The sequence below is a fragment of the Campylobacter sp. BCW_4321 genome, from assembly GCF_001763075.1.
In the GTDB taxonomy this organism is placed as follows: domain Bacteria; phylum Campylobacterota; class Campylobacteria; order Campylobacterales; family Campylobacteraceae; genus Campylobacter_D; species Campylobacter_D jejuni.
The window spans coordinates 1-14,127 of sequence record NZ_MJYA01000018.1 but is presented as its reverse complement, the minus strand read 5'-3'; the positions used below and the strand labels follow the sequence as shown (position 1 = coordinate 14,127).

The window sequence follows — 14,127 nt, the reverse complement described above, 5'->3', positions numbered from 1 at the left end:
AATTATTTTTTATTATAAGTCTAACAATTAAATAATTATAATTAATTTATAATTTTTATTATTTGATTTTAATTATTAATAATGCTCTTATATAATATTCCTTGTAAATATTATATAAGGAGAGAAAATGTTTTCTATTAAAAAAACTTTATTAATATTAGCAAGCGTGCCAATGTTTTTGAGTGCTACTGAATATCAATTAAGCACTCATGTCTTGGATATTACTTCTGGACAACCCGCTCCTAAAGTAAAAGTTGAGCTTTATAAGTTGGAAGCAAATCAACAGTGGAAAAAAGTAAGTGAAGAATTTACCGAAGAAAATGGTAGAATAGGGGATTTATTACCATATGAAAAAGCTGAAAATAGGGCTTTTGGAATTTATAAGCTTAAATTTTTTACAAAAGACTATTACACATCACACAAAATAAATACTTTTTATCCTTTTGTAGAGGTAAGTTTTGAGCTTTCTAAAGATCAAAAACATTATCATGTTCCAATAACCCTTTCTCCTTTTGGTTATTCAACTTATAGAGGAAGCTGATCAATAAAACGAAAGAAAAAACCATGTGGACTAAGAATTCTTGGAAAAACTATCCCATAAAACAGCAACCTATCTATCCAGATCAAGAGGAAATGAATAGAGTTTTAGCAAGACTTGAGAAACTTCCTCCTTTGGTTTTTGCTGGAGAAGTGAGAAATCTTCAAAAGTCTTTAGCAAGAGTTTGTAAAAAAGAAGCTTTTTTACTTCAAGGTGGAGATTGTGCTGAAAGCTTTGAAAATTTTGGCGCTGTAAATATCCGTGATATGTTTAAAATTTTACTTCAAATGGCTATAGTGCTTACATTTGCCGGTGGATGTCCTGTTGTAAAAATTGGTCGTATTGCAGGGCAGTTTGCCAAGCCAAGAAGTAGTGATTTTGAAGAGTTAAATGGTATAAGTCTTCCTAGTTATCGTGGTGATATTATTAATGGTTTTGAATTTAGCGAACAAGCACGCATTCCTGATCCACGTAGAATGCTTGAAGCTTATTATCAAAGTGCAACAACGCTAAATTTGTTGCGCGGATTTGCTAAGGGTGGTTTAGCAGATTTGCATGAAGTACATCGTTGGAATTTGGGCTTTTTAAAAAAGAGTGAACTCCATAAGCAATATACTAATATCAGTGAAAAAATTTCACAAGCTTTAGCTTTTATGGAAGCTTGTGGGATTAATACAAGTAATACCCCAAGTCTAAGAGAAGTTAGTGTTTATACTTCACATGAAGCTTTACTTTTGCCTTATGAAGAAGCTTTAACTAGAGTGGATAGTTTAAGTGGAGAAATTTACGATTGTTCAGCTCACATGCTTTGGATAGGTGAAAGAACAAGGGCGCTTGATGAAGCCCACGTACATTTTTTAAGAGGAGTAAAAAATCCTTTAGGGGTTAAAATAGGACCTAGTGCAAGTGCTGATGATATCATAGCTTTAGCAAATGTTTTAAATCCAAATAATGAAGAAGGAAGATTAAATATTATTATCCGCATGGGTGCAGATAAAATTATCAATAATTTGCCAAAAATTTTCTCTAAACTTAAAAGCGAAGGTTTAAATTTAGTATATAGTATAGATCCTATGCATGGAAATACAGTAAAAGCAGGTAATTTTAAAACACGTGAGTTTGACAAAATCATGCAAGAAGTGAGATCTTTTTTTGAGATTGCAATAAGCGAAGGAGTTTATCCAGGTGGGGTGCATCTTGAAATGACTGGGAAAGATGTAACAGAATGCACAGGTGGTGCAAGCAATGTTACTGCTCAAAGCTTGGAAGATCGTTATGAGACTCAATGCGATCCAAGACTTAATGCGGATCAAGCATTAGAACTTGCTTTTTTAATCGCAGATTTGGTAAAAAAGGCTAGAAAATGAAACTCTATGGTATTAAAAATTGCAATTCCGTAAAAAAAGCTATGGATGCTTTAACACAAAAAGGCATTGTGTTTGATTTTATGGATATTAAAAAGGTTAATCAAGATATTTTATACACATGGTTAAAACAAAAATCTTTTGAAGAACTTATCAATACTGCTGGATTAACTTCTAAAAAACTTGGTTTAAACAAAGAAAAAGTTAAAAGTTTAAATGAAAAAGAACTTGAGAAAATTGTATTAGAAAATCCAAGCTGTATTAAGCGTCCTATTATCGAGTATGAGCAAAACATATATATTGGCAAGGAATATGAGAAAATATTATGATAGAGTGTTTGATTACACTCTATTTTTTATTAATTGATTAATTTCATTTTGATATGGAAATCTTTCACTTTCGCAATTAATAAGTTGTGTTTTAGAGAAGATAACTTTTCCGTCTACTTCAACGATAAAATCACCTCTGTCGCCAATTTCAAATTCTACTTCAACATCTTTGAAATCGCTTTGTAGTTCTTCTGCAACCCTTGCAGCTTGTGGGCGATAATTTCAAAGATTGCAATAAGCAATTTTTACTTTCATCATTTCATCCTTTGAAAAGTTTATTTTATTTAAGATTAAAATCTTAAATTTTTATTATAGTTTATTTTGGCTGAATTTTTGCCTTTTTTGTAAAATTTAAGTTGAAATTTAGGGTCAATTTCTTTCAAATTCAGCGAGAAAAATTTATAATTTTTATCAAAATTAAAATAAGCCTTAAAAAACTAAAGGAAGAAAATGAGTCAATTTACACACTTGCATTTACATACAGAATATTCTTTGCTTGATGGAGCTAATAAGCTTAAAGAATTAGCTTTGACTTTAAAAGAGCAGGGTGCTACAAGTGTTGCTATGACAGATCATGGAAATATGTTTGGGGCAATTGATTTTTATCAAACAATGAAAGCACAAGGTTTAAAACCTATCATTGGTATGGAAGCGTATTTACATAATCACGATGAATTAGATGATAAAAGTTCTCGTCAGCGTTTTCACCTTTGTTTGTATGCAAAAAATGAGATCGGATATCAAAATTTAATGTATTTAAGTTCTCAAAGTTATATTAAAGGTTTGTATTATTATCCGCGTATCAATAAAAAGCTTTTAGAAAAATATAGCGAAGGTCTTATTTGTTCTTCTGCTTGCTTGCAAGGTGAAGTAAATTGGCACTTAAATACTTATAGTGAAAGAAATGTGCGTTTTGGTGCAAAAGGCTATGAAGCAGCAAAAGAAGCAGCATTATGGTATAAAAAAGTTTTTAAAGATGATTTTTATTTTGAAATCATGCGTCATGGTATAGGTGATCAAAGAATGATAGATGATGATATTATCAGACTTTCTAAAGAATTAAATATAAAAATCATTGCTACAAATGATACGCATTATACTTTTAAAGAAAGAGCGGCTGCCCATGAGGTTTTTATGTGTATAGCTATGGGAAAAAAACTTAATGACCCTGATAGAATGCGTCATAGTGTGCATGAATTTTATGTTAAAAGCCCTGAGCAAATGAGTGAGCTTTTTGCAGATATTCCAGAAGCTATAGAAAATACACAAGAAATCGCGCAAAAATGTAATTTAGAGCTTAATCTTGGCAATCCCACTCCACCGAATTTCAAATTTACAAGAGAATATGCTAAAGATCATAATATTACCTTGCCTGAAGAAACAAAAGAATTTAGCTTTGATAATGATGACATAGTTTTTGAAGAGCTTTGTAAAAAGGGACTTGAAGAGAGATTAAAATTTATCGATGAAAGCAAGCATAAAGAATATAAACAAAGACTTGAAGTAGAAATTAATATCATTAAAAATATGAAATTTTCAGGTTATATGCTTATTGTTCATGATTTTATTAAAGTGGCTAAAGATAAAGGCATTCCAGTAGGCCCTGGAAGAGGATCAGCTGCAGGAAGTTTGGTTTCTTATTGTTTGAGGATTACGGATTTAGATCCTATTCCTTATAGTCTACTTTTTGAGCGTTTTTTAAATCCTGAGCGTGTGAGCATGCCTGATATTGATGTGGATTTTTGTCAAGACAGACGTGCTGAAGTGATTGATTATGTGATTGATAAATATGGAGCAGATAAGGTTGCACAGGTTATTACCTTTGGTAAGCTTTTAGCTAAAGGGGTGATTCGTGATGTGGCTAGAGTTTGTGATATGAGTATTCAAGATGCTGATGAGCTTGCTAAACTTGTGCCTGAAGAGCTTAAAATCACTCTTGATGCTGCTTATGAAAAAGAACCTAAAATCAAAGAATTTATTGATCGTCATCCTAAAGGTCCTGAAGTTTGGGAATATGCAAGAGCTTTAGAAGGATTAAATCGCAATGCCGGTATGCACGCAGCGGGTGTTGTAATTTCTAATGAAAGTTTATGGAAGAAAACTCCGCTTTTTAGACAAAGTAAAAATGATGAAAGACATTTAGTAACGCAGTATTCTAAAGATCATTTAGAAGATGTGGATTTGATAAAATTTGACTTTTTAGGTCTAAAAACTTTAACAGTAATCAATAATGCAATCAAGCTTATTAAAAAGCGTTACAATAAAGACATTATTTGGGAAACCATAGATGTAAATGATAGCAAAGTTTATAAAACCATACAAAGTGGAAATACTTTAGGGATTTTTCAAATCGAATCAGACGGTATGCAAAGCTTAAATGCACGCTTAAAACCAGAGCGTTTTGAAGATATCATTGCGGTTCTTGCGCTTTATCGTCCAGGCCCTATGGAATCAGGAATGCTTGATGATTTTATCGACAGAAAGCATGGTTTAAAAAGTATAGAATATCCTTTTGACAGTTTAGAAAAGGTTTTAGAGCCTACTTATGGGGTTATCGTTTATCAAGAACAGGTTATGCAAATTGTTCAAATTATAGGTGGCTTTTCTTTAGGAGGTGCTGATGTAGTACGTCGTGCTATGGGTAAAAAAGATCCTGAGAAGATGAAAAAGCTTAAAACTGATTTTGCAGATGGAGCAGAAAAACAAGGATATGATAGAGCAAAAGCTGAGGATTTATGGGAGCTTATCGTAAAATTTGCAGGATATGGTTTTAATAAATCTCACTCTGCGGCTTATGCGTTGATCACTTTTCAAACAGCTTATTTAAAAACTTATTATCCTAGTGAATTTATGGCAGCGCTTTTAACAAGCGAAGAAAACAATGTGGATAAAATTGCTGTTTATATTGATGAGATGAAAAAAATGAATATTAAACTTTTACCTCCATCGATTAACAAAGCGATCCGTGAATTTAGTGCTTTAGAGCAAGATGGCAAGGATGCTATTATATACGGACTTGGGGCTATAAAAAGTGTGGGTATTCCTGCAGTTGAAAATTTACTTGAAGCAAGGCAAGATGGAGAATTTAAGGATATTAATGATTTCTTAGGTAAGATAGATCCTACCAAGATAAACCGCAGAACATTAGAAAGTCTTATTAAGGCAGGGGCTTTTGATGAGTTTGGTTTTACTAGAAAAGCTTTGTTTGATAATATGGAAAATCTTAGCGAAGCATCGCGTAAAATGGCCGAAGTAAGAAAAAATGCTGCAAGTTCTCTTTTTGGTGAAGAGGAGTTAACTTCAGGTGTTCAAGTAAATTTTACTCCCAAAAATGAAGAATTTGAGGTGATGGAAAAATTAGGATATGAAAAAGAAATTTTAGGAATTTATGTTTCAGGCCATCCTTTAGATCGATTTTATGAACAAATTAATGCCATAGATTATGTTAAAAGTTTAGATTTTGAAAGTTTAAAAAATAATGGAGAAATTTTAAGTATAGGTAAAATTGAAGATTTCAAATCTATGATGAGTAAAAATAATAAGCGTTATGGTAGAATTGAAATTTTAGATTATTATTCTTCGTTTGATGCTACTGTATTTGAAAGCAATGTAGAAGAAATAGAAAATATCATCAAAGATGAAAATTTAAAAAATAATGCCTATGGTTTTGTATTGGGATTTAAAGCTGAAGGAGGGGAGAAGCCTAGCTTTTTTTTAAAAGCAATTAAAGATTTACAAAGTCTTGAAGATGGCGAGATTAAAGCTATAAAAAAATTTGGAGCAAAAAAAGATTTTAAAAATAAAGAAGAAAATCATTTTACCGCAGAACCTAAGGAATTTGAAAAAAATATCATAGAGCTAGATTTGACAAGGTTAAATAGAGAGTTAATCTATGAAATTCATGAAATTGCTAGAAATGCACATAATCCTAATGAAAAAAACAATAAAAAACTTGTTTTAAAAGTTATTAGCGCGGGATCTTGCTTGCTTTATCATACAGATTTTATTATCTCTGATAGTATAGTAGAGGAAATTTCTAATAAATATGCTTAAGTAAGATTGTTCTTACTTAAGATTTTTAAATAAAATGCTTCCAAGTCTTACTAAGTTGGATCCGCATTTTATAGCAATTTCAAAATCATTACTCATCCCCATAGAGCAAATTTTAGCCCCATGTTTTTGAAGAATTTCATAAATTTTAAATGTAGTTTCAAAGCTTTTGATAATACTTTCTTTATCTTGGCTGTGTGATCCTATGCTCATTACGCCACAAAGATTTAGATTAGAGCATTCTTCTTGTATTTGTAAATATTCTTCTACAGCTTGATTTGGATCTAGACCGCTTTTGCTATTTTCATTTGCACTATTGATTTCTAATAAAGTATTTAATTTATAATCAAGTCTTTTGTCCATAGCTTTAGCTATTTTAATACCATTACAAGAGTGCCATAATATAGGTTTTTGTTTGATTAAGAGATTGATTTTGTTGCTTTGTAGAGTTCCTATAAAATGCCACTTTATGTCTAATTTTTTTTCATCAAGATTTTCTTTTTTTTGTGCTAGAGCTTGGACTTGATTTTCTCCAAATTCTACTATACCTTGATCAAAAAGCTTTTCAATTATACTTGCATCGACATACTTGCTTGCGGCTACAAGACGAACGTTTTTGGTTTTTTCTAAAATTTGTTCTAAAGTCATTTTGATAAAGAAATAAGCCCTATTTAGGGCTTATATTATTGTAGTAAATTAGCAATTTTGCTTTGAAGCTGCATGTTAGATTGTGCAGCAACAAAAGCAGCAGCATTTTCTTTTAGATAGTTGGCATTAAAATCATTAACATTTTTTGCCATGTCATTATTTAGTAAATTATTTTCAGCTGCTTTTGAGTTGATGCTGTTTTGAACACTTGCATTAATATTTGATGTAATGGCATTGATACCTGAGCCTATTTCACTTCTTAAACTTCCAAGTTGATCCATAAAATTTGTAATACTATCTTGATTATCTATGCTTAATCCACCTGTTGCTAATGGATTTAAATTTGTAGTTTCAGTTCCGCTACCTACTACAAAATTCATAGTTTGAAAGACATTTTTTCCATTATAAGTTGCATTATTAAAAGAATCATTGATGGATTCTTGTATGCGTGTTGCTTCTGTTCTTAGCATTCCTTTTTGAGAATCATTAAGTGCAGCATTGTTCATTTTTACTGAAAGTTCATTAAGTCTATCTGCACTTTGAGAGATATTGGTAAGGCTAGCATCTGCAATTTGTAAAACCCCTATAGCATCATAAGCATTTGCGATACCTTGATCTATAGTGCTTGATTGAGATCTTAAAGAGTCAGCAATAGCTAAATTGGCACTATCAACTCCACTTATTGCGCGAACAGCTGCAATATTTTCTAAAGCTTTATCGCTAGCTTTTTGTGCATTGTTTAAATAGTAATTTTGTTGCATCATAGTTGCATCAGAGATCATCATGGCCTACTCCTTCTCTTTTTGGATTTATTTAATATTCTATCATTTTTTTGCTATTTTAAAGCTTAAGAAATACAAAAAAACTTGCATTATCAAGATGATTTTAATCACCACTTCACTTGCATTATGGATACTGATAAATTCTTGAGTTTTTGTAGCGTTTTCACCTAAGTTTTGGAGTTCAATTATGGTATTAGTAAAATAAAAAACAAATATTAAGCTTAAAATCAAAATAAGCAAACTCAGCATAAATTTTGAAAATTTTATTTGAAATTTTATTTCATCTTTTATAAGAGAATAAATTTCATATAAAAAATTAACCACTGAAACAAAAATCAGTAAATATCCCATTTTAATAAAAATTTGCGTCATCATTAAGCCACTTTGAAAATGGCTCAACACTCCTTCCCCTATAAGATTCTGAGGAAAAAAAATTGTTGGTGCAACAACTATTCCTAGTATGAGTTCAACCCCTATGATGGAGGCAAGTAAAAATAAATTAACAGCTTTCAAAAGTTTCTCCTTTTATTTTTTATCATAACGCATATTTGTAAATTTAGCTATAAAAGCACGATTATAACCTTGTTCATCTTTGAAAAAATCAACAATGAAATTATTTTGATATAAAATTTTTTCCAAAATTTCTTTTTGATCATAGCCAAATTCACAAGCTAAAAATTTAACTTTTTTATCGAGGGAAAAATGTATGATTTCTTCTAGAATTTCATATCCTTCTTCTCCGCCAAATAAAGCTTCTTTGGGTTCTTTTTGTACCCAAATATCTATAGGATATGAATTTTTAATATAAGGTGGATTTGAAAAAATAAAATCATAATTTTCTTTAATTTGCTTAAAATTACAAAGCTTAAAGTCAATCAAATGTTCGACTTTGTGTAATTTGGCATTCTCTAAAGCTAATTCTAAGGCTTTAGGATTGATATCACAGGCTGTGATTTTTAACCCAAGTTCTTTGGCTAAAACAATGCTTAAAATTCCGCTTCCAAATCCTATTTCTAAAATCTTATTAAAAGTAATTTTTTTGCATAAATTTAAAATTTGAAAAAGTAAAATTTCACTATCGTAACGAGGGATTAGAACGCCTTTTTTTATCTTAAACTCTAAGCCCCAAAAATCCACTTTTTCAAATATATATTCAAAAGGTTCTCCAGATTTAAAACGTCCTATAAGCTCAAAATAAGGTTTGTGATCTATTTCTATATCTTGGTTTAAAAATAACCAAGCTTTATCTTTTTTTAGATATTCACAGAGTATAAATACTGCTTCATTTTCATAACCTTTTAAGCTAGATTTAGCTTCTATAAGAGCATTTTTTATAGTCAAGAAAGAGCCTTGATTCTATCGCTAATACTTGGATGACTGAGATAAAAAAATGTATATATTTTACTTGTTTTGATAAAAGCTTTATTTTCTCTTGCTAGAGCTATCAACGCATTTTTCATATCTTCTTTGCTTGTAACTTTAGCTCCGTGTTGATCAGCTGCAAATTCATTTTTTCTACTTAAGGCATTAAGTATAGGAGAGATTAAAAAGCTAAAAATATTTGCAAAGATAAATAAAAGAGCAAATACACCGCCATTTACTCCTTCTAGATGACTTTCTAAGTAAACAAATTCAGGTAAATTTGCAAAAACAAAAAAAAGTAAAAACATAGTTATAGCACCGTTAAATAAAGCTTTGATAATATCTTTATGAACAAAATGTCCAAGCTCGTGTCCTAAAACAGCTAAAAGTTCTCTTTCATTTAAAGCTTTTAATAATGTATCAAAAAGAACCACTCTTTTGCTTTTAAAAAGTCCACCAAAATAAGCATTTAAACGTTTATCTCTTTTGCTTGCATCAATAACATAAACCCCATTTGCATTAAACCCACATTGTTTCATTAAAGAGCTGATTTTTTTCAGCAAATTTTCATCGTTTAGTTTTTCCATTTTATTAAAAATAGGTGCTATCAAGGTAGGGTAAATAAGATTTATAATCACTATAATACAAAAGGCAAAAATAAAGGCCACAATCCACCAAAAAGTTCCAAAAAAATCATAGCAAAAAAGCAAAGCATAAAGGATTAAAAATCCAAATATTAAAGTTAAAATAAGACTTTTTACAGTGTCTTTGATAAAAAGTTTTGCAGTCATATTTGAAAAACCATGGGCTTTATCTTTGACAAAACTTTCATAAATACTTAAAGGTAGATTTAAAATGCTTGTGATTATTAAAAAAGATAATAAAAATAAAGTATTTTCAAAACGAGTGTTGTTTGAGATAAGTAATTCTTTAAGATATAAAAATCCAAAACCTATCCATGCAACATTGATGATTAAATTATAAAAATTGGAAAATAGTTTAAATTTTTCATTTTCGATGGCAATGTCTGCTGCATTTTGATAGTCTTTTTCGCTTAAAATTTGAGCTTGTTTGTCTTTTTCTCTTTCTAAGAAACGAATTTGAGTATAGGAAATCCAAGATAAAAGTGCTGTGTAAAGACATAAAATTGCAATTAAAGTCATTATTTTTCCTTGATTGGTTTTTTGCGAATTCTAGCTTAAAATAATGAAATAAAGTTAATAGCTTAAAATCTAAAATAATATTCTTTTCAACTAAGTTGATGTATATTTATAAAAAAGGATTAAAGAATGTTTTTTAAGAAAAAGATTTCACAAAAGCAAAAAGAAAAGCCTAAAATTCCAATCAATGATATGATTTTAGATGACAGACTTTGTAAGTTTAAAAATAAAGTGCAAAAGATAAGTAAAGATGAAGCTTCGGCAAGTCTGCTTGCTAGACAATTAAGCAGACTTATCAGAGCTAATAAATTTTAATTTTGACATTTTTTCTTAGGGCGAAAAACCTTAATAACTTCATCATTTGCTTCTATATAAGCGCCTTCTATTAAATCAATACAATAAGGTATAGCCGGAAAAACAGGCTCTAGGCATTCTTTTATAGCCTTAGGATTTCCTGGTAAATTAATGATAAAAGATTTATTGCGAATTCCTGCACTCTGTCTTGAAAGTATAGCTGTTGGGACATATTTTAAACTTTCTAAGCGCATAAGTTCTCCAAAACCTGGCATCATTTTATCGCACACGGCTTCCGTGGCTTCTGGGGTTACATCACGAAGTGCTGGACCTGTACCTCCGCTTGTAACAATCAAATCGCATTTTTTTTCATCTGCTAGATAAAGTAATTTTTTAATGATCAAATCATAATCATCAGGGATTAATTCTTTATGATAAATAATATCATTTTTTATATATGAATTTAACACTCTTTCAATTTCAGCAGTAGCTTTATCTTCGTATATGCCACTACTTGCTCTATCGCTTAGGGTTAAAATTCCTATGTTTATCATATCCATTGTTTCTCCTTAATAAATTTTTATAACCATCCTTTTTTCTTGAAAACAACCAAAGGTAAAATGATAGAAATTACCATCACCCCAAGCACTATGGGATAAGCATAGTGAAGTTCAAGTTCTGGCATGAATTTAAAATTCATACCATAAACAGTTCCTATTAAAGTAGGAGGCATCATGGCAACAGTTGCAACGGTAAAAATTTTAATGATTTTGTTTTGTTCTATGTTGATTTGGCTGGCTAAAATGGTTTGAATATTGTCTAAGATATTAAGTTGTGAAACACTAAATTCAACCAAAGAATTTAAGTCTTTTAAAACTATAGTAAGATTTTGTTTTATATCTTTATCAATTTTATCGCTTTTTAGCAAAGAAGTCATAGCACGACGTTTATCAAATAAAGAATCTCTTACACGCATATTAAGCTCTTGTAAGCTTGAAATATCCTTTAGCATTTCATCATAACTATATTCATCTTTTTTTTCTAAAACACTTGTTCTTAAGCGTCTTGCTTCTTTATCTATCCATTCTAGTAAATCCGCATCTTTTTCAACGCGCACTTCAAACATTTTATCAATAATATCAAAACCATCTTCAAAATTCTTCGGACTAGCTAAAATTCTTGCTTGAATTTCTTCAAAAGTACTAAATTCGTTATATCTTATAGTAAATAAGATATTTTTAGCTGTAGCAAAAGTAACAATTTCTGTGCGAAGCTTGATTAAATTCCTATCTTCTTCATCGCTTTTAAGATCTCTTACTAAAAAATGAGCATTGATGGTTATTGTCGCATTGTCTTCCCAATATTTTGCGCTAAGTTCTATTTCTTCTCTTTCTTCTTTTGTAGGAAACTCAAGATTAAATTCACTTGATATAAAAGCAATTTCTGCTGCACTTGGATGAAGTAAATCAATCCATAAAATATTTTGTGGTAGTTCTTGACTATCGAGATTAAAGTTGATTCTTTGAACTAAAGCATTTTGAGTTTTGATATAAACATAGAGCATAGTTATTCCTTATTTTTAACTTTAAAATTATACCTTGATTAGTTTAAAAATCAATTTTTTAATTTTTGCAAATCAAAAACCAAATTTTCCACCTAAAGCTCTTAAATTAAGCTTTAGTTTAAAATATCTTTAATCAGTTTTTGTAAATTCCTTTTTGTTTCTTCTTGTTCTTTTATGATAAAACATTTTGCTTTTGGCCAAAAATAACTTTTAGGATTTTCAAATTTTCCCCAACGCCAATCAAACCTAGGATGTAAAAGAACTATAGTAGGAATATCCATAGCTAAACTTAAATGCGCTATAGCACTATCAATACTAAGCATACAGTCAATATCATATAAATAATTTAGAGTATCATTCCAATTTTTTATAAGCTTGCTTCTATCTTCTATTACCTTAGGTAATTCTTCTTTTAATTGCATTTGAAAAGAAATGATTTCATAATCTAAGTCTTTTAATACATCAAATAAAAATTCAAATTTTACATTTCTTAATAAATCAGAATTTTCAGCATTAGGAGTAGCATAAAAAATACCAAGTTTTTTTCTTTGATTATGCGGTTTTTTCTGTGGCAATATAGGTGTTTTTAATCGTAAAATCTCATCAAGCTTAATATCAATAAAAAAAGGCAAAGAACAAATAGGAATAGCATAATCAAAATTTGTAGGTAGATTTTTTAAAACCTTTACATTTTTAAAAATATCATCATTTTGATTTAAAAATTTGATTTGATTTTTAAACATTTCATACATGGCACTTTGAGGAGCAAATAAAACCTTTGAAGCGATTTTGCAAAGTTTTTCTAAGCATCTTGCATACATTATAGTATCGCCAAAGCCTTGCTCGCAAAATACTAAAACTTCTTTATTTTTAAAAGCATCAACGCCAAATTTATTAAAAGCTTTTAGGCTTTCATTATAATGATAAGTAGAAAAAGTTTCATTATGAGCATAAAATAATCTGCTTTCATAATATTTCTTGCCCTCTTCAAAATTATCATCCACTCCCATACGCATCAAAAGATAAGCCAAATCAAATTGATAGGTTGCATGAGAATCCAAGCTAAGACATTTTTTATAAGCATGATAAGCTTCTTGATAGTTTGAGTTAAATTCTAATACCTTAGCATAGTTTTGCCAAAACTGTGCATGGTGTTGATTGGCTTCTTGTAGCGATTGAAAAAGTTCTAAAGAATCAGATATTCTAAAAAGCTTAAAAAGCAAGTATGCTTTTTGGGGTAAAATTTGATGAGTTAAAAAATCTTCTATTTTAGAAATGGTAAGATTTTCTTTGGTTTTACTATGAAGCCTATCTTCGAGTTTAATTAAATTAAGATTGGTTTGTTCAGCAATGATTCCTTTTTGTAGTTTATCAATCAAATCTTGCATAAAATGACACAAGTGCTCATGTGCATTTAATGCCTTCGTAAAATCATGTTTAAAATAAATTTCTGCATAATTTTTCCATAGATTAAGATTATACATATCTTTAGAAAGTAATTCTTTGAAAATTTGTTCAGATTCTTCTAGTTTATTACTCAGTTTATAAATAAAAGCCAATTCTAACTTAAGTTCATCCTCTAAATCATCTTTGCGAGTTAAAAGTGTTTGTAATAAATTCAAGGCTTCATCAAGTCTTAAATTTTCAATATAGCTTTTAGCAAGTATAAGACCATTAAAACTTGTAGGATTTAAAGAAAAAAGCTCTTGAGCATAATATAAAGCTTTTTGAAAAAGAGAAAGTTTATAAGAAGAAAGCGTAGCAAATTCTAAAGCAAATTTTGGACTTTCTTTTAAAAATTGCTCACTCAAGTTTAAACATTTTTCATAATTAGCATTAAAATAATAATAATGAATTTTATCAAACATGATCTTCCTAGATAATAAAATTAAAATCCTATATTATCCTATAAGTTGCATAAAAAGATAATTATATTTTTATAAAATTAAATAATAAAACAAAAATAAATACAATAAAAACATCCATCCTAATAATTTTAAAATTATCAGGATGAAATTTTTAACAAGTAGGAGAGT

14 protein-coding genes are annotated in these 14,127 nt (G+C 29.6%); 5 read left to right on the top strand and 9 right to left on the bottom strand.

What is annotated here, in order from left to right; translation table 11 throughout:
- Positions 1-127 precede the first annotated feature (127 nt).
- From uraH to AJN58_RS03135, 3 genes are read left to right on the top strand one after another with little or no spacing between them, the layout of a single operon-like run.
- Positions 128-541, top strand: a complete 414-nt coding sequence (gene uraH, locus AJN58_RS03145; RefSeq protein WP_002852246.1) for a hydroxyisourate hydrolase — start codon at positions 128-130, stop codon at positions 539-541.
- A gap of 23 nt (positions 542-564) precedes the next feature.
- A complete protein-coding gene (locus AJN58_RS03140; RefSeq protein WP_070233229.1) occupies positions 565-1,905 on the top strand; it encodes a class II 3-deoxy-7-phosphoheptulonate synthase in 1,341 nt (446 codons plus the stop codon).
- Positions 1,902-2,231 (top strand): ArsC/Spx/MgsR family protein, encoded by a 330-nt coding sequence (locus AJN58_RS03135; protein WP_053872266.1) that lies wholly within the window; start codon positions 1,902-1,904, stop codon positions 2,229-2,231. Before AJN58_RS03140 ends, AJN58_RS03135 begins: the two co-directional genes overlap by 4 nt.
- Positions 2,232-2,243: 12 nt before the next feature.
- Here AJN58_RS03135 and AJN58_RS09745 read toward each other — a convergent pair whose 3' ends face one another.
- Positions 2,244-2,486 carry a SelT/SelW/SelH family (seleno)protein gene (locus tag AJN58_RS09745; protein WP_257841545.1) on the bottom strand — a complete coding sequence of 81 codons (243 nt, stop codon included), beginning with the start codon at positions 2,484-2,486 and terminating at the stop codon, positions 2,244-2,246.
- A gap of 195 nt (positions 2,487-2,681) precedes the next feature.
- On the opposite strand from AJN58_RS09745, the gene dnaE reads away from it, so the two are divergent.
- A complete protein-coding gene (gene dnaE / locus AJN58_RS03130) occupies positions 2,682-6,284 on the top strand; it encodes a DNA polymerase III subunit alpha (RefSeq protein ID WP_004305583.1) in 3,603 nt (1,200 codons plus the stop codon).
- A gap of 12 nt (positions 6,285-6,296) precedes the next feature.
- Here dnaE and AJN58_RS03125 read toward each other — a convergent pair whose 3' ends face one another.
- Genes AJN58_RS03125 through AJN58_RS03105 form a run of 5 tightly spaced genes read right to left on the bottom strand, consistent with a single transcriptional unit; the run spans position 6,297 to position 10,236 of the window.
- Entirely contained in the window at positions 6,297-6,929 is a 633-nt protein-coding gene (locus AJN58_RS03125) for a YggS family pyridoxal phosphate-dependent enzyme (RefSeq protein ID WP_002855231.1), read from the bottom strand.
- A 35-nt stretch (positions 6,930-6,964) separates the two neighbouring features.
- A complete protein-coding gene (gene flaC, locus AJN58_RS03120; RefSeq protein WP_070233231.1) occupies positions 6,965-7,714 on the bottom strand; it encodes a flagellin C in 750 nt (249 codons plus the stop codon).
- A 39-nt stretch (positions 7,715-7,753) separates the two neighbouring features.
- Complete coding sequence (locus tag AJN58_RS03115; RefSeq protein ID WP_002871299.1) at positions 7,754-8,224, bottom strand: DUF4149 domain-containing protein; 471 nt, start codon at positions 8,222-8,224, stop codon at positions 7,754-7,756.
- A gap of 12 nt (positions 8,225-8,236) precedes the next feature.
- The gene (locus AJN58_RS03110; protein ID WP_070291967.1) at positions 8,237-9,052 is read right to left on the bottom strand and encodes a HemK/PrmC family methyltransferase; all 816 of its coding nucleotides are present in this window, start codon (positions 9,050-9,052) and stop codon (positions 8,237-8,239) included.
- A complete protein-coding gene (locus AJN58_RS03105; protein ID WP_053872775.1) occupies positions 9,049-10,236 on the bottom strand; it encodes a M48 family metallopeptidase in 1,188 nt (395 codons plus the stop codon). Before AJN58_RS03105 ends, AJN58_RS03110 begins: the two co-directional genes overlap by 4 nt.
- Positions 10,237-10,362: 126 nt before the next feature.
- On the opposite strand from AJN58_RS03105, the gene AJN58_RS03100 reads away from it, so the two are divergent.
- A complete protein-coding gene (locus AJN58_RS03100; RefSeq protein ID WP_002861403.1) occupies positions 10,363-10,548 on the top strand; it encodes a hypothetical protein in 186 nt (61 codons plus the stop codon).
- Here AJN58_RS03100 and mog read toward each other — a convergent pair.
- The 3 genes from mog to AJN58_RS03085 all read right to left on the bottom strand — a co-directional run bounded on the left by mog (position 10,545) and on the right by AJN58_RS03085 (position 13,959).
- On the bottom strand, positions 10,545-11,087 hold the full coding sequence (gene mog / locus AJN58_RS03095) for a molybdopterin adenylyltransferase (protein ID WP_070291965.1): 543 nt from the start codon (positions 11,085-11,087) through the stop codon (positions 10,545-10,547). The genes AJN58_RS03100 and mog overlap by 4 nt on opposite strands.
- Positions 11,088-11,107: 20 nt before the next feature.
- The gene (gene corA, locus AJN58_RS03090) at positions 11,108-12,091 is read right to left on the bottom strand and encodes a magnesium/cobalt transporter CorA (RefSeq protein ID WP_002861405.1); all 984 of its coding nucleotides are present in this window, start codon (positions 12,089-12,091) and stop codon (positions 11,108-11,110) included.
- A 113-nt stretch (positions 12,092-12,204) separates the two neighbouring features.
- Positions 12,205-13,959 carry a hypothetical protein gene (locus tag AJN58_RS03085; protein ID WP_070291938.1) on the bottom strand — a complete coding sequence of 585 codons (1,755 nt, stop codon included), beginning with the start codon at positions 13,957-13,959 and terminating at the stop codon, positions 12,205-12,207.
- Positions 13,960-14,127 lie beyond the last annotated feature (168 nt).